This window comes from Pantoea sp. Cr_R13 (assembly GCF_029222565.1).
In the GTDB taxonomy this organism is placed as follows: Bacteria; Pseudomonadota; Gammaproteobacteria; order Enterobacterales; family Enterobacteriaceae; genus Pantoea; species Pantoea eucalypti.
Genome location: NZ_JARHXL010000014.1, coordinates 76,714 through 97,536, shown reverse-complemented (window position 1 = coordinate 97,536; position 20,823 = coordinate 76,714). Strand labels below are relative to the sequence as shown.

Genomic DNA, 20,823 nt, shown 5'->3' with positions numbered 1-20,823 from the left:
AAAGCCCCGCATGCGGGGCTTTTTTTTTGCCTGAAATTCGGATTTACTCAGCCGGACCAGCGAATATTTGTGCGAATGATGTCGCGCTTTACTCACCTTCTGGCGTTTACGCTTTTCTCACAGCCCGTGCCTGTTCAGCCTGCACTTTTGCCGCTAGAGTGAATACTCCAGGGAACAGAAGGAGACACACCATGCTGTATATCTTTGATTTGGGCAATGTGATTATTGATATCGACTTCAACCGCGTGCTGGGTGTCTGGAGTGACTTTAGTCGTGTACCGCTGGCTTCGCTACAAGGCCATTTCCAGATGGATGAAGCGTTTGAGCAACACGAACGTGGCGAGATCAGTGATGAAGATTTCGCGCTGGCGCTGTGCGAAAAGCTGGAGATCGCACTGAGCTATGAGCAGTTTGCGGCTGGCTGGCAGGCGGTCTTCGTTGACGTGCGTCCGGAAACCCTGGCGCTAATGAACCGGCTGCGGCTGGAAGGTCATCGGGTGGTAATCCTCTCTAACACGAACAAGCTACATTGCGAATTCTGGCCAACGCAGTATCCGGACGTGCAGCAGGCAGCGGATAAAATCTACCTGTCACAGGAGATAGGTATGCGCAAACCGGAAGCGCGGATTTATCAGCATGTGCTGGATGCAGAAGGTGTGACTGCCGATCAGGCGGTGTTCTTTGATGATAATCCAGAGAACATTGAGGCGGCCCGTGCCCTGGGTATTGAAAGTGTACTGGTTACTGACAGTAAAACGGTACCCAACTGGTTTGCGGGTCTACAGTAACTCATGATGTCACGTAAATTTCGCCCCAGGCTGCATGCATTCTGGTTGTGGCTCAGGCTGTTATGGAAACGCATTGACGAGGATGGCATGACGACCCAGGCCGGTAATCTGGCTTATGTCTCATTGCTGGCGTTAGTGCCGCTTATTGCAGTGGTCTTCGCCCTGTTTGCGGCGTTTCCAGTTTTCTCTGACATCAGCGTGCAGTTAAAACAGTTTGTCTTCAACAATCTGATGCCTGCTGCAGGTAACACGTTGCAACGCTATCTTGAACAGTTTGTTGCTAACGTAAACCGGATGACGGCGGTCGGGGCAGTCGGTCTTATCGTGACCGCCTTACTGCTGATGCATTCGGTTGATACGGCGTTAAACACCATCTGGCGCAGCAACAAAAAGCGACCGATGGTTTACTCCTTTGCCGTCTACTGGATGATCCTGACGCTCGGTCCGCTGCTGGCCGGTGCCAGCCTGGCAATCAGCTCTTATCTGCTTTCCCTGCGCTGGATTAATGCTACTGGCGTAACCAGTCTGGTCGATCAGATGCTGCGCATTTTCCCGCTTCTGCTGTCGTGGTTCGCCTTCTGGTTACTCTACAGCATTGTTCCCACTCAACGGGTGCCACCGCGTGATGCGCTGATTGGCGCGCTGGTTGCCGGGGCGTTGTTTGAGCTGGGTAAAAAGGGCTTTGCGCTCTATGTTACTATGTTCCCTTCATATCAGTTGATCTACGGCGTACTGGCCGTGATCCCCATTCTGTTTCTCTGGGTCTACTGGACCTGGTGTATTGTATTGCTGGGCGCTGAAATAACCGTCGCGTTAGCTGACTATCGACAGTTGAAGCAGCAACACCAGGAAGAGCAACGCGAGGAAATATGATTGCATTGATTCAGCGCGTGCAGCGCGCCAGCGTCAGCGTCGATCAGGAAGTGACCGGTGAAATCGGCGCGGGTTTACTGGTTCTGCTGGGCGTAGAAAAAGGCGATGACAACGCGCGAGCGGAACGTCTCGCAGAACGTGTACTGGGCTATCGCATCTTTAGCGATGAGCAGGGCAAGATGAACCTGAGTGTCCGCCAGGCGGGCGGAAGTGTGCTGGTGGTGTCGCAGTTTACGCTGGCCGCCGATACGCAAAAAGGGATGCGCCCCTCGTTTTCGGGTGGCGCTGAACCTGCTGAAGCCGAACGTCTGTATGAATACTTCAGCGACTGCTGTCGCCAGCAGGGGATTACTACGGCGAATGGCCGTTTTGCTGCAGATATGCAGGTCTCGCTGGTGAATGATGGTCCTGTGACGTTCTGGTTGCAGGTGTGAGATCGTCAGCTGAGCGGCAGGGAACAGGCCATACATCCGAGCGGGAGAAACATTACATGTATCACCTTCGCGTGCCACAGACGGCGGAAGAGCTGGATATCTATTATCAGTTCCGCTGGGAGATGTTACGTAAACCTCTGCGTCAACCGCAGGGGTCAGAACGTGACGCCTGGGATGCCCTGGCACATCATCAGATGGTGGTTGATGAACAGGGAAATCCGGTCGCTATCGGCCGTCTCTACATTAATGCCGACAATGAGGCCGCTATCCGCTTCATGGCCGTTCATCCTTCGGTGCAGGGTAAAGGGCTGGGAACGCTAATGGCGATGACGCTGGAGTCGGTAGCGCGTCAGGAAGGAGCTAAACGGGTAACCTGTAGTGCCCGCGAAGATGCTGTCGCATTCTTCGCTAAGCTCGGCTACGTCAACCAGGGCGAGATTACCGCGCCCCAGACGACGCCGGTTCGCCACTTTCTGATGATAAAGCCTGTCGTTACGCTCGATGATATCCTGCATCGTGCCGACTGGTGCGGACAGCTGCAGCAGGCCTGGTATGATCATATTCCGCTCAGCGAGAAGATGGGTGTCCGTATTCTGCAGTTTACCGGGCAGAAATTTATCACCACCATGCCGGAAGCGGGCAATCAGAATCCACATCAGACGTTGTTTGCTGGCAGTCTGTTCTCGCTGGCCACGCTGACCGGCTGGGGATTGATCTGGTTACTGCTGCGCGAGCGCCATCTGGGCGGCACCATTATTCTGGCGGATGCGCACATTCGCTACAGCCACCCGATTAGTGGCCGGCCTGGCGCGATTGCTGACCTCGGCTCATTAAGCGGCGATCTCGACCGTCTGGCGCGCGGACGTAAAGCACGTGTGCAGCTTGAAGTTGAGCTTTTTGGCGACGATGAGTGTGGCGCTGTGTTTGAGGGGGTCTATATTGTTCTGCCTGCCGATCCTGACGGGCCGCTGGAAGAGGGCGGTTCCGGCGCACGTATCAACTAATCATAAGGGCCGCCTCCGCGGCCCTTATTGATCCTGTTAACGCACCTGACCGGCCTGCATTGTCTGCTGTAACTGTTGACTGTCCGTCGTCACCGACAGAGTGCCATTCACGGTCGGGCGCAGTGGCTGGCCTGCGGGTAATGCAGCGCTTAGTTGCAGCTGCATATTACTGTCACCGGTTAACGGCAATACGGGCCATCCCCAGTTCTGCAACACATTCACCGGCACTGCCCGACCCGTCAGTTGCAGCGTCAGAGGACGCGCTGGCTGCTGACCTACGGTGGCGGTTCCTTCGAGCAGGCCCTTGTTACTGAACGCACTCAGCTCAGTAACCTGAATCTGCTGCGGGTCAGCACTTAGCGCAATCGACGGATGACGCAGATCGGTGCGGTTAAAGGTCGATTCTGCCGCGTTCAGGCTGAGCTTACCCGACCAGATCCCCCACTGATGCTGCTGAGCCAGCAGCAGGTTTTCGCCAGCGCCATCCAGTGAAGTCAGCTGGAAGGGAAACGCCGGATTAATATCGATAATCAGGTTACGGTTAGAGGTGAAACGCGTTACCTCTACACTCTCCAGCCACGCGGGCAGTGTCGCCTGCCAGCGGTCACGCCAGTCCTGCGGCAGCGTGTATTCCAGTCCGGCAACGGCCAGATTTTTCAGCGTCAGGCGCTTATTGCTGCGCGACCAGTCACCGTCAGCCCGAATCACCCCGTTCGCCCAGCGTGAACTGAATTGTGTCAGCGCCACACCCTGCGGTGAGAAATCCAGGTTAAGGATAGGGTCATTAAGCTCGAATCCACCGTCGATAAAATTGCTGGCATTCAGCGCCAGTGAACCGTCGTTACTCTGCCAGTCATCTCCCTGCCAGTTAACGTTTCTCAGCGTCAGATCCAGATCTGTCACCGCCCAGTCAGGCCCCTGCAGACGGGCATCGGTCATGTCGAGGCGGGTAATGGCAATTGACGGAACAACCTGCAGGGTATGCAGGAAATCTTTCAGGCTGCTGGTAGTCTGCAGACGGATGTCGTTCAGTCGCAGCTGATTAATTTTCCAGTTGCCCTGGGCATCGCGTTCACCGTTACCGGTCATGGAGCCACGCGCCAGGTCGGCACCAATATTGTCAAAGCGCATCCGACCCTGGGAAACACTGCCCTGAATCAGGACGTTTTCACCCGGCACATTATTCAGCGTCATGCTGCCTGCACTCATCTGGAAGCGGGCATCGCGACCCAGCATATTCAGCCCCATGGGTTTCCACGGCAGGATGCCGCCATTAACCTGCTGAGCAAACAGCGGTAACGCGCTATTGGGACTGTCGATACGCATATTATTGAGTTGCAGGCGGTCGGCCTGAATCGGCAGCGTGCTGCCCTGCGCCAGATTGGCCAGATTCACTTCCCCATCGCGCAGCTCAAGGCTGCTGAAATGCAGTGGATCGCTGAACTGGATCAGCGCCAGGCCGAGATCAACCCGTTTCGCGACCAGCACCGCAGGCTGACCATCGTGACCAAAGCTGAAGTCATCCAGAATGATATGAGAGGGAGAAGAGAAATTGTGTTCAATTTTACTCAGGGAGAGATGCCATTCGGTTTTGTCGCTCACCCAACGGCTAAACCAGCCTGCACCCCACTGTGTCTGCAGCAGTACATAGATCACGACCAGGGTAAAAAGCAGCAGTAAAAGTAAGGTGAGGAAAAACTTTCCAATAAATTTCATAGCATCCTTCCCGAGTTAAATCCGGTGAGAGGTTGTTATGCCTGAATTACCGTTACAGCTCAACAGCCTGGATGTAAATCCGAATAATTAGCAGGCAGGCCGAAGCCTGCCTGTGGCCTTACTTCTCTGGCGGAAAAATCAGGTTGAGCAGGATTGCGGTAATACCGCCTGCGGCAATGCCGGAAGAGAGCAGGGTTTTTAGCCAGTCAGGCGCAAACTGCAGAATCAGTGGCTGCTGAGAAACGCCCAGACCCACCGCCAGCGACAGCGCGATAATCATAATGGCGCGACGATTAAGCGGCTCGCGTGACACGATGCGAACACCTGAGGCGGCAATGGTGCCGAACATCACAATGGTTGCGCCGCCGAGTACCGGCTCAGGGATCATCTGCACCAGACCGCTGACCGCCGGGAAAAGCCCCAGCACAATCAGCATCAGTGCGACTACAAAGCCCACGTAGCGGCTGGCCACGCCGGTCAACTGAATCACACCGTTGTTCTGACCGAAGCAGGAGTTAGGGAAGGTGTTGAACAGCGCGGAGACAAAGGAGTTGAGGCCATTCGCCAGCACGCCGCCTTTCAGGCGCTTCATATAGAGCGGGCCGCTAACCGGCTGTTCCGACACATCCGAGGTGGCAGTGATATCGCCGATGGTCTCCAGGGAGGTCACCATAAATACCAGCATCAGCGGGATGAGCAGATTCCAGTCGAAGCCCAGCCCGTAATAGAGCGGGGTAGGTACCACGATCAGCGGCTGATCAGCAGGGATGCCCGCTGCCGGCAACATGCCCATCGCCCAGGCCAGCAGATAGCCCACGGCCATCGCAATCACCAGGGAGGCGACGCGCAAATAGGGATTTTTCTGCCGGTTAAGCAGCACGATCACCAGCAGCACGGCACCGGCCAGCATCAGATTCTTTGGCGCGCCAAAGGTATGGTCACTCATCGCGCTGAAACCGCCGCCAATCGAGGTCAGTCCTACCTGAATCAGCGACAGCCCAATAATCATCACCACGATACCGGAAACCAGCGGCGTGATAATCCGGCGAGCCAGATGCAATACGCGTGACAGCACCATTTCGGTACAGGAGGCCACCATCAGCGTGCCAAATAGCGCCGCCATCATGGTGGGCACGTCAGCGCCGCCATTCTTCAGCGCCATCCCGCCCATTATCAAAGGCGTCACAAAGTTAAAGCTGGTGCCCTGAATCGACAGCAGACCCGAACCCACCGGTCCCCAGGTTTTGATTTGCAGCAGCGATGCCACACCTGAAGCAAACAACGACATGCTGATAACGTGCCGGGTATCTTCTGCGGGCAGGCCCAGCGCCTGACAGATCAGAATGGCGGGCGTGATGACCGCGACAAACATTGCCAGCAGATGCTGACCAGCGGCAAACAGCGTTTGCGGCAGAGGTGGACGATCTTCAAGACGATAAATCAGTTCGCTTTGCGTGGCGGAAGGCTGGTCTGGCTGAGGATTGGTGGACATCTTCTGTTCTTCCCAAAAAATAATGTGGCGATTGTAATCATCCGCAGGGCAAAAGCAATCGTTTGCCCTGCGTGGATATAAAAGCCGACTTGATGGGGTATCATTCAGACGTTGGTAAAACGGGTGTTCTCTGGCAGCCAGCGTTCAATCAGGGCGCTGGCCTGCTCGGGATAGTGCTGGTGGATGTGGCGCGCCACACGCTGAACTTCGGGCACCATCGCCGCATCGCGCAGCAGGTCGGCTACTTTAAATTCGGCGTTGCCGGTCTGACGTGTGCCCAGCAGTTCACCCGGTCCGCGAATCTCCAGATCGAACTGGGCAATAACAAAGCCGTCATTACTGTCGCGTAGTACCTGTAAACGCTTCTGCGCCGTCTTGCTCAGCGGCGCTTTGTAGAGCAGTACACAGTGTGATGCCACGGCACCACGACCCACACGGCCTCGCAACTGATGCAGCTGTGCCAGCCCTAACCGCTCAGGGTTTTCGATAATCATCAGGCTGGCATTCGGCACGTCCACGCCGACCTCAATGACGGTCGTCGCTACCAGCAGCTGGAGTTCATTCGCTTTAAACGCCTGCATGACTGCCTGTTTTTCAGCGGGTTTCATACGGCCATGCACCAGTCCGATATTTAAGTCGGGCAGCGCGGTTTTCAGAGATTCCCAGCTGGCTTCTGCCGCCTGTGCTTCCAGCAGCTCTGACTCTTCAACCAGCGTGCAGACCCAGTAGGCCTGACGTCCCTCCCGGCAGGCATGCTCAACCCGCGCCACAATCTCCTCGCGTCGCGTATCGGGGATGGCCACGGTGGTCACCGGAGTACGTCCCGGCGGCAGTTCGTCGATGGTTGAGGTATCGAGATCGGCATACGCGGTCATCGCCAGGGTGCGCGGAATCGGTGTGGCGGTCATGATCAGCTGATGCGGATGGAAACCCTGCTCCTCGCCTTTTTCCCACAAGGCCAGACGCTGGTGAACGCCGAAGCGGTGCTGCTCATCAATAATGACCAGCGCCAGACCATTGAACTGCACCTGCTCCTGAAACAGAGCGTGTGTGCCCACGACCATTGCAACCTGACCGCTGGCTATCGCCTCCTGCTGTGCCTGGCGGGCTTTGCCTTTCTGTTTTCCGGCCAGCCAGCCGACTTCAATTCCCAGCGGCGCAAACCACTGGCGGAAGTTACTGGCGTGCTGTTCAGCCAGCAGTTCGGTCGGTGCCATCAGCGCAACCTGCTTGCCATGGGCGATAACGTTCAGTGCAGAGAGCGCAGCCACCAGTGTCTTACCCGAGCCGACGTCGCCCTGCACCAGCCGCATCATCGGAAAATCATTGGCCAGATCTTTCTCTATCTCCGCCACCACGCGCTTCTGCGCATTGGTCGGCGAGAAAGGCAGCGCGGCCAGCAGCTGGTCACTGAGATTGTGTCGCGGCGGCATCGGTAACGCGTAATAGCGCTGAGCGCCGGCGCGCACTGCCAGCATGCTGAGATTATGCGCCAGCAGCTCTTCAAGAATTAATCTGCGTTGTGCCGGATGACGGCCACTTTCCAGCTCGCTGAGCCGGAGATCGGGCGGCGGACGATGCAGTGTGCGCAGCGCATCGGGCAGGCTGATTAAGCCGCCGCTTAACTCCTTCGGCAAAAGCTCGGCAATCGGGCAGCTTTCCAGCAGCGTCAGCGCCTGGTCAGTGAGATTACGCAGCGTGGCCTGTCGAATGCCTTCGGTCGTGGGATAAACCGGTGTTAAGGTCTCTTCCAGCGTCACATTGCTCTGTTCGCCCTGGATGCGGTACTCGGGATGAATAATCTCAGCGCCGCGCTGACCGCGCTTAATTTCACCATAAGCGGTAACACGCCGTCCCGGCGACAGATTGTTCTTCATCCCGGCATTGAAATTGAAGAAGCGCATTGTCAGCACGCCACTGCCATCGCTGATCTGACACACCATCATCCGGCGGCGACCAAAGGTGATATCCGTGTGCAGCACTTCGCCTTCTACTGTGGCCCAGATACCGGGAAGCAGATCATTAATAGCATAGAGTTGGGTGCGGTCTTCGTAGCGCAGCGGAAGATGAAGCAGGAGATCCTGAACGGTGCGCAGGTCAATTTTGGCCAGTTTTGCTGCCTGGCTGGCACCGACGCCGGTCAGTGTACTGAGCGGAATGGCATCCAGCAGACGGCCTTTCATCGTCTTTTACCGGTCGACTGCATGGTTGCCCACCAGCTGGGATCGGCGTCGACTTCGCCCTGCGCATTGATGCGCGGATAGGGTAGACCTTTCTGCTTTGCGACCCGCGCGAGCACCGGGAATCCGCCTTCGAACAGCAGGCGTTGCTGCTCATCCTCGTCCAGCAGGCTGTAATCGCGCAGGTAAAGACCGGCGTTCTGCCGCTGTCGCTGGGCTTCATAGAGGATAAGCGCGCAGGCGACCGAGACATTCAGCGACTGCACCATACCCACCATGGGGATCACGATCTGACGATCAGCCAGCGCCAGCGCTTCTTCGGTGATGCCGGTTTTTTCCTGCCCCATCAGAATGCAGGTGGGAAGGGTATAATCGATCTCACGAAAATCCACCGCATCGGCGGAGAGATGGGTCGCTAAAACCTGCATCTTCTGCTGTTTGAGCTGTTTTACGGCATCGCCGATGGTGGGATGGGTGACCACTTTCACCCAGCTGTTGCTGCCGGCGGACGCGGAAGCCTGCGTGCGCATCCGCTGGCTCGGCCAGACGGCATGCACTTCGTGGATGCCAACGGCGTCGGCCGTGCGGATTACCGCTGAAACATTGTGTGGTTTATGCACCTGCTCCATGCAGACCGTCAGGTCGTGCTGGCGCAGTGCCAGCATCGCCTGAATCCGGGCAAAACGTTGATCGTTCATGCCTAATTACGGTTACGGTGGACTTTGATCACATCCGGCATCACGCGAATTTTACGCATGATATTCGCCAGATGAACGCGGTCACGTGCGGTGAGGCGGATAAAGGCGCTATAGACGCGACCATCACGCTCTTCGGTATTCAGGCTCTGAATATTCGAACCCGCCGTGTTGATGGCCGCCGTCAGGTTAGCCAGCGCGCCCTGATGGTTAAACATGTCGACTTTGATTTCTGCTACGAACTCCTGCTCGGTGACTTTATCCCATTCAACCGGCATGAATTTTTCCGGCTCTTTCTGGTAGCCACGAATGTTCCGGCAGGATTCATGATGCACCACCAGCCCTTTGCCAGGACTGACATGGGCAACAATCGGGTCACCAGGAATCGGTCGGCAGCATTTGGCGAAGGTAATCAACACGCCATCTGCGCCTTTAATCGGCAGTTTACCGCGCTTGCTGGTGCTGGTGATGGCCTTGCTGTCAGCCTGCAGCAGGTTCTTCGCCACGACCACGCTCATCGCATTGCCGAGGCCAATTTCCGCCAGCAGATCATCAAGCGAAGTCAGCTTCATGCGGTCCAGTTCCTGTCTGATATTCTCAGCCGGGATTTCAGCCAGTTTACGGCTACCGCCCAGCGCATGGCTGAGCAGGCGGCGACCCAGATTAACCGAGTCTTCGCGCTTGAGGTTTTTCAGGAGCTGACGAATTTTGGCGCGGGCTTTGGAGCTGACGACAAAATTGAGCCAGGCGGCGTTTGGACGAGCGCCTGGCGCGGTGATGATCTCAATCGTCTGACCGCTGGTCAGGGTTTGCGACAGCGGATAAGGCTGGCGGTCAACGCGTGCGCCGACGCAGGCGTGGCCGATATCGGTGTGCACCGCATAGGCGAAATCTACCGGCGTTGCGCCGGTTGGCAACTCAACAATGCGGCCTTCAGGCGTAAAGACGTAGATCTCATCAGGGAAAAGATCGGACTTCACGCTTTCAATAAATTCAAATGAACTGCCCGCACTCTGCTGCAGCTCAAGCAGGCTTTGCAACCAGCGCTGCGCGCGAATCTGTGCAGTGGTGCCACTTTCGCCCGCCTGTTTATAAGCCCAGTGCGCAGCGACCCCCATTTCTGCCATCTGATCCATATCCTCGGTGCGAATCTGCACTTCAACCGGCACGCCGTGCGGGCCGATCATGGAGGTATGGAGCGACTGATAGCCGTTGGCTTTGGGGATGGCGATATAATCCTTAACGCGGCCCGGACGCGGCTTATATAAGCTGTGCATCTGGCCCAGAACGCGATAGCAGGTATCCAGATCTTTCACGATGACGCGAAAGGCATAGATGTCCATGATCGAGTGAAAACGCTGCTCTTTCAGCGTCATTTTGCGGTAAATCGAGTAAAGATGCTTTTCGCGGCCGCTGACGCGGCAGGGAATGCCCGCTTCCTGTAAACGGCCATCAATCTCAGAAAGAATCTTCTGGATCATCTCTTTACGATTACCACGCGCAGCTTTCACCACCTCTTTAATCACCCGATAACGGTTCGGGTAAAGTGCTTCAAAACCGAGCTCTTCCAGCTCTGTTTTAAGGTGATGAATACCCAGGCGGTGTGCCAGCGGACTGTAAATCTCTAACGTTTCCAGCGCGATGCGGCGACGTTTGTCCGGGCGTAAAGACCCAAGGGTGCGCATATTATGGGTGCGGTCAGCCAGCTTGATGAGAATGACGCGGATATCCTGCACCATCGCCATAATCATCTTGCGGAAGTTCTCAGCCTGCGCTTCTTTCTTATCGCGGAATTTCAGCTTATCCAGCTTTGAAACGCCTTCGACCAGCTCCGCCACGCTTTTACCGAACAGCTGTTCCATATCCTGGTAAGTCGCGGGCGTATCTTCGATCACGTCATGCAGCAGCGCGGCCATGAGAGTTTCATGGTCGAGCTTCATTTCCGCCAGAATACAGGCCACGGCAACCGGATGGGTGATATAAGGCTCACCACTGGAGCGTGTCTGTCCCTCGTGGGCATCACGTGCGACAAGGTAGGCTTGCTGGAGGCGCTTGATCTGCTCCTCTGGCAAGTATTTTTCAATCAGTTGATTGAGACTTTCAAACAGATACAAGGGCGACCTGCAGGTGGCTGTTAACGACGACCTTCAGCGATAGCGGTAACGGCCTGTAACTCAGCGGCTTCCTGCTCTTGCTGTTCCTGACGATCACGCACATCTAAAATCTGATTGGTGACCAAACCTTCTTCGATTTCGCGCAGGGCGATAACGGTAGGTTTATCGTTCTCTTCCGGAACCAGCGGATCTTTGCCGCCAACCTGCATCTGACGTGCACGACGTGCAGCGACCAACACCAGGTCAAAACGATTACCAACTTTTTCTACTGCGTCCTGAACGGTTACGCGTGCCATAGGTGTGCTACTCCACAGATGAAGAAATGACTGCGCATCATACTGAAACTGTATTCAGACTGCCAACAGTTTGCTGATTAAAGCATCGTGACGCGCCTTCTGACGCGCCATGCGCAGACGTTCTGCGCGAATAATGGTTTTCAGATCGGACAGCGCCAGATCAAAATCATCATTCACAATTAAATAGTCATACTCGGCGTAGTGGCTCATTTCCGCTACTGCCTGAGCCATGCGACGTGTGATCACCTCTTCGCTGTCCTGACCACGACCGCGCAGACGGCGATCGAGCTCTTCTTTCGAAGGCGGCAAAACAAAGATGCTGCGTGCGCCAGGCATTTTAGCGCGGATTTGCTGCGCGCCCTGCCAGTCGATGTCGAGGAACACGTCAACGCCGGTTGCCAGCACCTGCTCAATCGCATGGCGTGACGTACCGTAGTAGTTATCAAAAACCCGGGCATGTTCGAGGAAAGCATCTTCCGCGATCATCTGCTCAAATTCATGTTTCTCAACAAAAAAGTAATGTTCGCCATGGGTTTCACCCGGGCGCATACCGCGCGTCGTGTGCGAAACAGAGACCTGCGTGTCATACAACGGCTGGGTCTTTAACAGTGCCTGAATCAGGCTGGATTTCCCTGCACCGCTGGGAGCAGAAACAATATAGAGCGTGCCTTGAGCCATGGTTTTCTTGAATTGATTAAAAGCGGAGTCGATTTCCTGCACAGTATACACAGCTTCCCGTTGCCACGCAGCGTTTGCGCAGCGACAACACTCAATCTTTTGCGCCTCTGCGCGCAAATCTCTGTCGGGCAGCTGTAATGGTTCACGGATTACCCTGGCATCTCTTCCGGAACGAAACTTCGCCTCTGGCTGACGCTAATGCATTGCTGTTGAATGCCACAAAACGTCAGAGGAAAGAGTATGAAAGGATTCGGCTGGCCGCTGTTTGCGGCTGTTCTGTGGTTCGCCCTATGGCCTGCGCACAGTGCCGTTTGTCCGGTCTGGACACCCGTACGGGCGACTGAAGAGATCGCCCGTTTGCAACAGCAACTGCAACACTGGGATGACGCTTATTATCGCCAGGGGCAGAGTCCGGTAGCTGACACGGATTACGATGCGCTGCAGCAGCGGCTTGTTACCTGGCAACACTGCTTTAGCGCTTCTCAGCCCACTTATTCCCCGCAACTGCCGGGCAAGGGTGAGCACCTGCATCCGGTCGCCCATACTGGCGTAAAAAAGATGCGCGACAAGCTGGCACTGGCTTACTGGATGCAGGGGCGGCGCGATCTCTGGGTGCAGCCAAAAGTTGATGGTATCGCCGTTTCACTGGTGTATCGCCATGGCAGGCTGGTCTCGTTGTTAAGTCGTGGCGATGGATTGCGCGGTGAAGAGTGGCTGGCTAAAGCCGCCTGGATCCCGGCAATTCCGCTGCATATCGAGACACCTCTCGACGAGGTTGTGCTGCAGGGCGAGCTGTTTTTGTTGATGAACGGTCATCAGCAGGCGATTGATGGCGGCAAAAATGCGCGCTCACTGGTGGCCGGCGCGATGATGAGCAGTCAGCGGACTCCGCTGCTGGATTCGCTCGGTGTTTTCATCTGGGCATGGCCAGATGGTCCCGCCACAATGACGGAGCGCCATGAGCAACTCAGCCGCTGGGGGCTGGGGATTGCAGCAAAATGGAGCCACAACGTTAAAGATGAAGAGGACGTAGCCATCTGGCGTGAGCGCTGGTTTCATGCTGCGCTGCCTTTTGTCACAGACGGCGTGGTGGTTCATCAGAGTCTGCGGCCTGCAGGCAAAAACTGGCTGCCAGGCAAGGGTATATGGGCGGCTGCCTGGAAATATCAGCCTCCTGAAGTCAGCGCTGAAGTGCTCTCCGTCGATTTCCCCATTGGCCGAACCGGAAAAATAGCGGCGGTACTTAATCTTCAGCCAGTGCAACTGGATGATAAAACGGTCAGACGGGTTAATGTCGGCTCGCTACGTCGCTGGCAGGAGAGCGATATCGTAGCGGGCGATGTGGTCACGCTGAGTCTGGCGGGTCAGGGAATTCCCCGGCTGGAGCGGGTAATCTGGCGCGTGGCAGAGCGGCATTATCCTCAGCCTCCCGAGGCGTCGCGTTATACGCCGTTGAGTTGTTATACCTTCAGCGCTGAGTGCCAGAAGCAGTTACTGGCGAAATTACGCTGGCTCAGCCAGAAAACGGTGCTGAATATTCCTGGGGTTGAGCGCAGCACCTGGCTGCGCTTACTGGAAAGCGGCAGTATGACGCATCTGTTCGGCTGGCTGACGTTAACACCGGAACAGATTGCCGCCGCGACGGGTCTCTCTCCGGAACGTGCGGAGCAGCTCTGGCACCGTTTTAATCTCACTCGTCAGCAACCGTTTCGTCGATGGGTGAAGGCCCTTGGCGTTTCATTACCGCAGAAGGCCCTGAATGCGCTGCCCGATCAGCAGTGGGAGAGCATAATGCGGCGGGATGTTATGGCCTGGCAAACTCTGCCGGGCGTTGGGGCGGGGTTGGCAACGCGCCTGGCTGAGCAGTTTCAGGATGCCCGTCTGCAGGCCCTCATCGCGTTCCTGCAACAGCAGGGTATTCCTGCGTCCTCAATGCTCGGGGTGGGGATAGTTGAAAATCGGCAAACCGAGACGGAAGCGCAGCGCCAGTAAACGGGCAAAAAAGCCGAACAGCAGGGTAATGATAATCACCGCTTCATGCGCCAGCGTGGTTTTCAGCAGCAGGATATACATCCAGCCCGAGGCGAAAGCGATACCGGCGTACAGCTCTTTCTGAAACACCAGCGGAATGCGATTACAGAACATGTCACGCAGTACGCCGCCAAAGACACCTGTAATCACTGCGCTTATCGCGGCAATAATCATGGCGTGTCCGGAATCAAGTGCAACCTGCGCGCCGATAATCGAAAAGACCACCAGACCTAATGCATCCAGCACCAGAAAAACTTTGCGCAGGTGGGTCATCAGGGGCGCCAGGAATGTGGTGACGACCGCCGCTGCCGCCACAATCATGATGTATTCGGGATTTTTCACCCAACCCAGCGGATAGTGGCCCAACAGGATATCGCGCACCGAGCCACCACCAATTGCGGTCACTGACGCGATAATAATGACCCCGAACAGATCCATTTTGCGGCGACCCGCCGCCAGCGCACCTGTCATGGCTTCAGCAGTAATACCAATAATGTAGAGAACGGTCAGTAACATAGCAGACTCCAGTAAGACGGCGGCAAGGCTACAGCATTGCTTAACAGGCGGCGACAGAGATTTCGGGTGGTCGGCGTCCGGGATTTGCGCAGTGTATACCAGTCCGGCCCGGCATCAGCATAGAAAGACTTTTCAGTGCAAAACCGGTGATGAATGCTGGTGAAGGTTAAGATGAGACAATGTGCAGAAGATTAGCGCGGGCCTGGCTGGTGTTAACTGACTCAGAACCAGTAGGAGATTTACAGCCCATGACGGCCAGAAATTTGCAGGTCCAGCATTGATCTGAAAAGGAGATAGAAAGGACGGGATGCTGCAGCTAAAGAAAGGAGTAAAAATACATCGGCAGGATTAATAAAAAGAAAGGCGTGCTGGTTAACAGCACGCCAACGCATCGTTTCGGATGCTCAGAGCCCACCATACAGACTTATTTTATTATTTGTTTCTTGCACGAATTTTAGCAAAAGCATTCAGGCTAAAATGATATTCCGGCTGGAACCATGAACGACCATAGTAGCAGTAAATCAGCATGCGAATGGAAGCCATCGCAAGGTAACCCCAGATCGCACATAATACAGAAGGTGTCAGCCAGACGGTAAATAAGGTGACTGCAAGTCCGGCTAATACTGAGGACGTTTCAGCAAAAGCAATGCGTGTATATTGCTTTTCACGCTGTAATACCGCACGGTAATGCTGACCCTGAGGGATGATAATAAACACCACTGAGACCATCTGCAGCATGAGAGCCAGTTCAGGCTGATTAAACAGGCTGTTCAGCAGGTGACTGCCCGTAAATAACAGACCAAACACCGCGACACCCATCAACATATTACCCCAGTAAATTGTTGAGAGGTCATTAATTGAGAGCATACAGCGACGGATCAGTGTATTTGAGAAGCCGCGATCGGCCAGAGTATCAATAAACAGTAAGGCAATTATGGCAATCGCCAGCAGGTTTAGCTCATTCGCCTGCAGAATCTGTGCCAGCAACGAGAGTTGCAACACGCCAATGCCAATAATTTTGATTGAAGAGAGCAGAGACCATTTTGCGCTATTAAGACTGCTTTCACGTATTGCCATAATATACTCGTTAGAGTCCATCGACTCTGTGAGAATTAAATAATTGTGTAACGGCAAGAAGAGGTTGCTGTGACACCGTTAGTTAGTGCAATTTTTCCGGCCGAAGTCCTGAAATACCTCTCCAGGCTTGCCATGTTATTATTGATTCAATCAAATGATGCTCAGATAAAAAATAGATATCCCTGGTAAATTCCCTGTTTCGTGTCATGGCGGAATCCCCTGCAGCTAACAGAAATTCCGCCAGATCACGAATAAATCCTTTTGTATTTTTATATTCTCCTGCCAGTATCCTTGCGGCAATCTCAACGAATTCTTTTTCTGATAACAAAGGATAGGTTGAGCGGTCCATGACTTTTCCTGCTTTATCATTATGGGTATTGCTGTGTGTGGAATGATTTATACATTGTTTTATTTAATTTAACACCATAAGAAAAGTCTGATTACACGACCGCAGAAATAAATGGTTTCACTTTATGCATGATAAATATTAAATCTTCAGGAGAGCAGTGATAAACAATTGTTGATGATTAATGTATGTCGCTAAGGCAAAAGGGCATCAGGGGAGACAGAGAAGCCTTAAATCCGGGAAGATCAGCTATGTGAAAGCGGGTTAAGCCAGGAATTTTCCTGGCGGAAATACTTAAGCAGGGTTGGTGGTAAATGTGTATCTGGGATGAGTAATCAGATAAGCGCTTTATGCTTTAATGTCAGAAGTTTTTCTATTTTTTTTCGTTAGCGACCAGCGATAAGTACAGAGAAAAACGCACGCTAAGTCCTTGATTTACTGTGTCAGAAGCTGATTGAGCTTCTCCAGATCATTGCTAACCCATTCAATATCCTGCTTAAATCTCTCATCTGAAGTAAATGGCTGGCGATAAACCGTAACCATTACCTCGGCACCCTGTTCATTAGCGATCACGCGCATCGGCACATAGATCTCCTTTCCTGAGCCGTTATCAATCCAGTGATCCATTACGCCAAACGGATTGTGTGGTGAGAACCTGAGCTTCACATTGCCCAGCGGGCCTTTAGCACGCCAGCGATGTCCATCGGGTTCTAATGCACTGTGCGTTAACCCGGATGCCCATTTTGCGAAAAATTCCGGCTTCCAGATGGTTTCATAAAGATCTAACCAGTGACGTGGGATCGTCAGGCTCAGCGTGCGAGAGGAGAGCATGTAACCTCCGATGGATAAGCTAAAAAGGCATTAAAGCATAGGGCCAGACTTGTTAAAACGGTGTAACAGTAGAAGTGTGGTGTTGACAGGGTTTCGTACAAAAGGCAGACAACGGATGAGGCTGTCTGCCGCAGAATCAGATGAAGTTGCCACGTGCAGAAACGGCATGATCTTCGCTATGGCCACTGGCGTGACGCAGAACAAAGCCATCCGACTGTGCCATCACTGCGCAACTGTGATTCGGGAAGATACGCAGCAGCGTGCCGACTTCAGGGCGGCGATCCTGAAACAGCAGAAAACCGTGCTCCTCGGATAACTTCGTCACTTCATAGGTATTGCCCGCTTCGTCTGCTGCAACACCAAAGCCGCTGGCATTGGTGCCGTGCGGCCCTTTATCCGAACTCAGCATTTTTGATCCGGCGTCAACAATGGCGAAATGATCGTTTACCGCCACAACGCGGGTAATGACGCTCATTGCCAGTTGATCGACGTGGCTTAACCCAAGGCGGCAGGCAGTAAGATCCAACAGTGCATAGTTACCGGGCCGGATTTCATTAATGCAGGGCGCAATCTCTGCTGCCAGCGCAGTTGGGGTTGACCCCACTGAGAGAGGGCAGTCGGTAAAGCCCGCAGCCTGCAGTTTTGCCTGAACGCGCTGCATCAATGCCGCTTCCTGGCGGGCGACCTCCGCAATGGCTGCGGCGTGACCCGCACCATAAGCGTGACCGGCATGTGAAACTAATCCGGCAAAGCGTAATCCCTTGTCCTGTAATGCCTGGGCAATCAGCACGGCGTCATCTGTATCGGGATTGACGCCAATGCGATGTAACCCAACATCCACCTTAATCGCCACCGCCAGCTCGCACCCTGGCTGATGCTGGCAGGCCTCAGCGATCGCCGCCACGCCCTGCAGCCTGTCCGCAATCAGGGTGAGCCTGACCTGATGAAGCACGGCGAGGCGCAGTAATTCAGCCACGCTTCGCGGATGTACAACCGGATAGGCTAACAACAGATCGCGTATACCACCCTGAATAAAGCTGATGCCTTCGCTGGGTTTTGAGACGGTGATCCCCTGTGCGCCAGACTCAATCTGTCGCCGGGCAATCCAGACGCTTTTATGCGTTTTGATATGCGGACGCAACGCGACGCCAGCCGCACGGGCTTTGCGCTGCATATGCTGCAGGTTGCATTCCAGGCGTGCTGCATCCACTTCAATGTAAGGTGTGAGGCGATCGTCTATCAGCGGACGCTGCCACTGCTGTGTGTCATTGATATCCATAAGGTGTCCGTTAATAACGAGATAAGAAGATTCATCATTCCCTAATAATCTCTCTGATACCAGCCTGCTTACCGCAGAACAGGCATGTTGAGCAGCAGAAACAAGAGCCATTGTCATAACGCGAGAGGCATGATGAGGAGAGGGGGATCGGGAAAGAGGAAAGGGAGGAACAAAAGGAGTTAACCCGGAGATTAAAACAAAAAAGCAGGCACGCGGCCTGCTTTATCAGTTTACTCAGATATAGAGTGACTGTTCACCCGGCGGACGGGTTTTGAATCGGCGATGTAGCCAGAGATACTGTTCGGGTGCACGCAGGATCTGATTTTCGATCACTTTATTCATGTAAGCAGCAGCAGCAGCCTCATCGGTATGAGGATAATTTTCCAGCATCGGTTCGATGATTAAATGGTAGCCATCATTTCCTGGATTACGAATCAGCATAATCGGTACCATCGCTGGCTTCGCCAGACGCGACAGAACAAAAGTCCCGTTGGTAGTGGCAGCTTTTTCCACCGCAAACAGTGGCGCAAAGGTGCTGCCTTTAGGGCCGTAATCCTGGTCTGGTGCAAACCAGACCGATTCACCCTGTTTCAGAGCATGAACCATACCGCGCAGATCACGACGGTCGATCATCGCTTTATTAGAACGCATGCGGCCTTTGGTCTGCACATACTCCATCGCCTGATTATTGTGCGGGCGATACATCGCCATCATCGGCTGACAGAGTCCACTGATGCGTCCGCCCAGCTCCAGCGACATGAAATGTACGCCAATCAGCATCACACCGCGCTTTTCGTTCTGCGCAGCGTGAAGATTATCCATGCCTGAAACGTTAAACAGGCGTTTTACTGCCCGGTCAGACCAGAACCAGGCAATACCGGTTTCAGCCAGGGCCATGCCTAGCGATGCGAAGTTACCAGCGATCATGTGTTCGATTTTTTCTTCGCTGATACCCGGGAAGCAGAGTTCGATGTTACGACGGGTAATACGCTCGCGGCGCTGCAGGAAATGGCGAGAGATTTTGCCGGCACCGGCACCGAGACGCATGAGAACAGGATAGGGAAGCTGTACCAGCAGCCAGAGTACGCCAAGACCAAACCAGGTAAACCAATAACGCGGATGCAGCAGCGAACTGCTAAATTTTCCGGTGTTTTTCATTAACAACCTTCATGGAAGTTGAGGGGGGTATCGCATAAAGAGCACTTCCATGAGTCTTAAAGCGGTACGGCTGTATTCAATTCGACCGATACTTTATCAAAAAGTGCCTTCAAAAAAAGGGAAACTCCGTGATTCACAGGATTGATCTGTTTCATGGAGACAGTGCGTCGGGAACGTAAAAGAGTTAAATCCAGAAAAATTATTTTAAAATCAATCTCTTGAAGAGCAGGCATCCTAAATGCAAACCATGACTAAAGTGTGTTCCGGAAGTGTCTGGAAATGAACGTTTATCAATCTTTACGTGATAATGAAGCCGCCGGCGGGAGTCAAAAGCCACACAGGGAGGTGAAACCCGAAAGATAATGCCTGAAAAATGAACAAAGCGCCATCGCTGACGCTTTATAACTGACCTGCCGGGCGGGAAATTACTCGATGTTCTGAATCTGCTCGCGCATCTGTTCAATCAGCACTTTCAGTTCGATCGCGGAAGTGGTGATCTCGGCGTTGATCGATTTTGATGCCAGCGTATTCGATTCCCGATTGAACTCCTGCATCATGAAATCGAGACGGCGGCCTACAGCCTCTTTCTTTTTCAGGATGTTGTAGGTCTCTTTAACGTGTGCATCCAGACGATCCAGCTCTTCGGATACGTCAACACGCTGCGCCATCATCACCAGCTCCTGCTCAAGGCGATTGTTTTCCAGCTGGACTTCAGCATCTTCCAGTTTGGCGACCAGGCGTTCACGCTGCCATTTGATGACGTCAGGCATCTGCGCGCGCACTTTGCTGACTTCCTGAGAAACGCCTTTCAGACGCTGTTCAATCATCGCTTTCAGCGCAGTGCCTTCGCTTTCGCGCGCCGCAATGAAATCGTCCAGCGCACCATCCAGTGCCTGTAACAATTGTGTGTTGATGGCATCCAGATCCTGCTCCTGCGCAGACATCACGCCCGGCCAGCGAAGAATATCCAGCGGATTAATCGCGCCTTCGTCGCTCTGCATTTTTACCCAGTTAGCAGCCTGCACCAGCTGTTTCGCCAGCGTTTCGTTCAGCATCAGTTCGCCCTGAGCGCTGGGATCGGCATCATAACGCAGGTTGCACTCAATTTTACCGCGCGTCAGACGCTGGCGAATGCGCTCGCGGATAACCGGCTCCAGCCCACGAAACTGTTCAGGCAAACGGATGTAAGTTTCCAGATAACGCTGGTTAACAGAACGCAGCTCCCAGGCTGCGCTGCCCCATTCGCCTTTGGCTTCGCTGCGGGCATAAGCGGTCATACTGCGGATCATAAGCGGTACTCAATTTACGGAAAGAT

General features: G+C 54.1%; 19 protein-coding genes. 5 read left to right on the top strand and 14 right to left on the bottom strand.

Going from position 1 to position 20,823, the window contains the following annotated elements:
- Window positions 1-191: 191 nt before the first annotated feature.
- The 4 genes from yihX to fabY are packed head-to-tail and all read left to right on the top strand — an operon-like array spanning window position 192 to window position 3,099.
- Window positions 192-788 (top strand): glucose-1-phosphatase, encoded by a 597-nt coding sequence (yihX, locus tag P2R09_RS14710; protein ID WP_003851357.1) that lies wholly within the window; start codon window positions 192-194, stop codon window positions 786-788.
- Window positions 789-791: 3 nt separating this feature from the next.
- Window positions 792-1,661 carry a virulence factor BrkB family protein gene (locus P2R09_RS14705; protein WP_275770845.1) on the top strand — a complete coding sequence of 290 codons (870 nt, stop codon included), beginning with the start codon at window positions 792-794 and terminating at the stop codon, window positions 1,659-1,661.
- Window positions 1,658-2,095: a D-aminoacyl-tRNA deacylase gene (gene dtd / locus P2R09_RS14700; RefSeq protein WP_003851353.1), complete on the top strand. Its 438-nt coding sequence runs from the start codon at window positions 1,658-1,660 to the stop codon at window positions 2,093-2,095. Before P2R09_RS14705 ends, dtd begins: the two co-directional genes overlap by 4 nt.
- 56 nt (window positions 2,096-2,151) lie before the next feature.
- The gene (gene fabY / locus P2R09_RS14695; RefSeq protein ID WP_003851352.1) at window positions 2,152-3,099 is read left to right on the top strand and encodes a fatty acid biosynthesis protein FabY; all 948 of its coding nucleotides are present in this window, start codon (window positions 2,152-2,154) and stop codon (window positions 3,097-3,099) included.
- A 36-nt stretch (window positions 3,100-3,135) separates the two neighbouring features.
- Here fabY and P2R09_RS14690 read toward each other — a convergent pair whose 3' ends face one another.
- From P2R09_RS14690 to gmk, 7 genes are all read right to left on the bottom strand, one after another.
- Window positions 3,136-4,815: an AsmA family protein gene (locus tag P2R09_RS14690; RefSeq protein WP_275770842.1), complete on the bottom strand. Its 1,680-nt coding sequence runs from the start codon at window positions 4,813-4,815 to the stop codon at window positions 3,136-3,138.
- Window positions 4,816-4,933: 118 nt separating this feature from the next.
- Entirely contained in the window at window positions 4,934-6,307 is a 1,374-nt protein-coding gene (locus P2R09_RS14685; RefSeq protein ID WP_275770840.1) for a uracil-xanthine permease family protein, read from the bottom strand.
- 104 nt (window positions 6,308-6,411) lie between these two features.
- The gene (recG, locus tag P2R09_RS14680; RefSeq protein ID WP_275770838.1) at window positions 6,412-8,490 is read right to left on the bottom strand and encodes an ATP-dependent DNA helicase RecG; all 2,079 of its coding nucleotides are present in this window, start codon (window positions 8,488-8,490) and stop codon (window positions 6,412-6,414) included.
- Window positions 8,487-9,185 (bottom strand): tRNA (guanosine(18)-2'-O)-methyltransferase TrmH, encoded by a 699-nt coding sequence (trmH, locus tag P2R09_RS14675; protein ID WP_003851348.1) that lies wholly within the window; start codon window positions 9,183-9,185, stop codon window positions 8,487-8,489. The genes recG and trmH overlap by 4 nt, the downstream gene beginning before the upstream one ends.
- Before the next feature lie 2 nt (window positions 9,186-9,187).
- Entirely contained in the window at window positions 9,188-11,296 is a 2,109-nt protein-coding gene (spoT, locus tag P2R09_RS14670; protein WP_003851347.1) for a bifunctional GTP diphosphokinase/guanosine-3',5'-bis pyrophosphate 3'-pyrophosphohydrolase, read from the bottom strand.
- 20 nt (window positions 11,297-11,316) lie between these two features.
- Window positions 11,317-11,592 carry a DNA-directed RNA polymerase subunit omega gene (gene rpoZ, locus P2R09_RS14665; protein WP_003851346.1) on the bottom strand — a complete coding sequence of 92 codons (276 nt, stop codon included), beginning with the start codon at window positions 11,590-11,592 and terminating at the stop codon, window positions 11,317-11,319.
- A gap of 54 nt (window positions 11,593-11,646) precedes the next feature.
- On the bottom strand, window positions 11,647-12,270 hold the full coding sequence (gene gmk / locus P2R09_RS14660) for a guanylate kinase (protein ID WP_033743562.1): 624 nt from the start codon (window positions 12,268-12,270) through the stop codon (window positions 11,647-11,649).
- Between the two features lie 240 nt (window positions 12,271-12,510).
- Here gmk and ligB point away from each other — a divergent pair, with 240 nt between their 5' ends.
- Window positions 12,511-14,262, top strand: coding sequence for an NAD-dependent DNA ligase LigB (ligB, locus tag P2R09_RS14655; protein WP_275770835.1), 1,752 nt, complete (start codon window positions 12,511-12,513; stop codon window positions 14,260-14,262).
- Here ligB and P2R09_RS14650 read toward each other — a convergent pair.
- The 7 genes from P2R09_RS14650 to P2R09_RS14620 all read right to left on the bottom strand — a co-directional run bounded on the left by P2R09_RS14650 (window position 14,200) and on the right by P2R09_RS14620 (window position 20,797).
- The gene (locus tag P2R09_RS14650; protein WP_008926964.1) at window positions 14,200-14,817 is read right to left on the bottom strand and encodes a trimeric intracellular cation channel family protein; all 618 of its coding nucleotides are present in this window, start codon (window positions 14,815-14,817) and stop codon (window positions 14,200-14,202) included. The two genes, ligB and P2R09_RS14650, sit on opposite strands and share 63 nt — an antisense overlap.
- Before the next feature lie 432 nt (window positions 14,818-15,249).
- Window positions 15,250-15,894 carry an oligosaccharide flippase family protein gene (locus P2R09_RS14645; protein ID WP_003851343.1) on the bottom strand — a complete coding sequence of 215 codons (645 nt, stop codon included), beginning with the start codon at window positions 15,892-15,894 and terminating at the stop codon, window positions 15,250-15,252.
- Window positions 15,895-15,976: 82 nt separating this feature from the next.
- A complete protein-coding gene (locus tag P2R09_RS14640) occupies window positions 15,977-16,243 on the bottom strand; it encodes a hypothetical protein (protein ID WP_275770833.1) in 267 nt (88 codons plus the stop codon).
- Window positions 16,244-16,675: 432 nt separating this feature from the next.
- Window positions 16,676-17,071, bottom strand: coding sequence for a hypothetical protein (locus P2R09_RS14635; protein ID WP_039660561.1), 396 nt, complete (start codon window positions 17,069-17,071; stop codon window positions 16,676-16,678).
- Between the two features lie 136 nt (window positions 17,072-17,207).
- Window positions 17,208-18,350 carry an alanine racemase gene (locus tag P2R09_RS14630; protein ID WP_275770830.1) on the bottom strand — a complete coding sequence of 381 codons (1,143 nt, stop codon included), beginning with the start codon at window positions 18,348-18,350 and terminating at the stop codon, window positions 17,208-17,210.
- 234 nt (window positions 18,351-18,584) lie between these two features.
- A complete protein-coding gene (gene lpxP, locus P2R09_RS14625; protein WP_003851339.1) occupies window positions 18,585-19,508 on the bottom strand; it encodes a kdo(2)-lipid IV(A) palmitoleoyltransferase in 924 nt (307 codons plus the stop codon).
- Window positions 19,509-19,933: 425 nt separating this feature from the next.
- A complete protein-coding gene (locus P2R09_RS14620) occupies window positions 19,934-20,797 on the bottom strand; it encodes a YicC/YloC family endoribonuclease (protein ID WP_275770827.1) in 864 nt (287 codons plus the stop codon).
- Between the last annotated feature and the right edge of the window lie 26 nt (window positions 20,798-20,823).

What these genes read in the sequence shown, in the direction of transcription:
- yihX (WP_003851357.1), top strand. Translation starts at nt 192, where the DNA reads ATGCTGTATATCTTTGATTTGGGCAATGTGATTATTGATATCGACTTC.
- P2R09_RS14705 (WP_275770845.1), top strand. Translation starts at nt 792, where the DNA reads ATGATGTCACGTAAATTTCGCCCCAGGCTGCATGCATTCTGGTTGTGG.
- dtd (WP_003851353.1), top strand. Translation starts at nt 1,658, where the DNA reads ATGATTGCATTGATTCAGCGCGTGCAGCGCGCCAGCGTCAGCGTCGAT.
- fabY (WP_003851352.1), top strand. Translation starts at nt 2,152, where the DNA reads ATGTATCACCTTCGCGTGCCACAGACGGCGGAAGAGCTGGATATCTAT.
- P2R09_RS14690 (WP_275770842.1), bottom strand. Translation starts at nt 4,815, where the DNA reads ATGAAATTTATTGGAAAGTTTTTCCTCACCTTACTTTTACTGCTGCTT.
- P2R09_RS14685 (WP_275770840.1), bottom strand. Translation starts at nt 6,307, where the DNA reads ATGTCCACCAATCCTCAGCCAGACCAGCCTTCCGCCACGCAAAGCGAA.
- recG (WP_275770838.1), bottom strand. Translation starts at nt 8,490, where the DNA reads ATGAAAGGCCGTCTGCTGGATGCCATTCCGCTCAGTACACTGACCGGC.
- trmH (WP_003851348.1), bottom strand. Translation starts at nt 9,185, where the DNA reads ATGAACGATCAACGTTTTGCCCGGATTCAGGCGATGCTGGCACTGCGC.
- rpoZ (WP_003851346.1), bottom strand. Translation starts at nt 11,592, where the DNA reads ATGGCACGCGTAACCGTTCAGGACGCAGTAGAAAAAGTTGGTAATCGT.
- gmk (WP_033743562.1), bottom strand. Translation starts at nt 12,270, where the DNA reads ATGGCTCAAGGCACGCTCTATATTGTTTCTGCTCCCAGCGGTGCAGGG.
- ligB (WP_275770835.1), top strand. Translation starts at nt 12,511, where the DNA reads ATGAAAGGATTCGGCTGGCCGCTGTTTGCGGCTGTTCTGTGGTTCGCC.
- P2R09_RS14650 (WP_008926964.1), bottom strand. Translation starts at nt 14,817, where the DNA reads ATGTTACTGACCGTTCTCTACATTATTGGTATTACTGCTGAAGCCATG.
- P2R09_RS14645 (WP_003851343.1), bottom strand. Translation starts at nt 15,894, where the DNA reads ATGGCAATACGTGAAAGCAGTCTTAATAGCGCAAAATGGTCTCTGCTC.
- P2R09_RS14640 (WP_275770833.1), bottom strand. Translation starts at nt 16,243, where the DNA reads ATGGACCGCTCAACCTATCCTTTGTTATCAGAAAAAGAATTCGTTGAG.
- P2R09_RS14635 (WP_039660561.1), bottom strand. Translation starts at nt 17,071, where the DNA reads ATGCTCTCCTCTCGCACGCTGAGCCTGACGATCCCACGTCACTGGTTA.
- P2R09_RS14630 (WP_275770830.1), bottom strand. Translation starts at nt 18,350, where the DNA reads ATGGATATCAATGACACACAGCAGTGGCAGCGTCCGCTGATAGACGAT.
- lpxP (WP_003851339.1), bottom strand. Translation starts at nt 19,508, where the DNA reads ATGAAAAACACCGGAAAATTTAGCAGTTCGCTGCTGCATCCGCGTTAT.
- P2R09_RS14620 (WP_275770827.1), bottom strand. Translation starts at nt 20,797, where the DNA reads ATGATCCGCAGTATGACCGCTTATGCCCGCAGCGAAGCCAAAGGCGAA.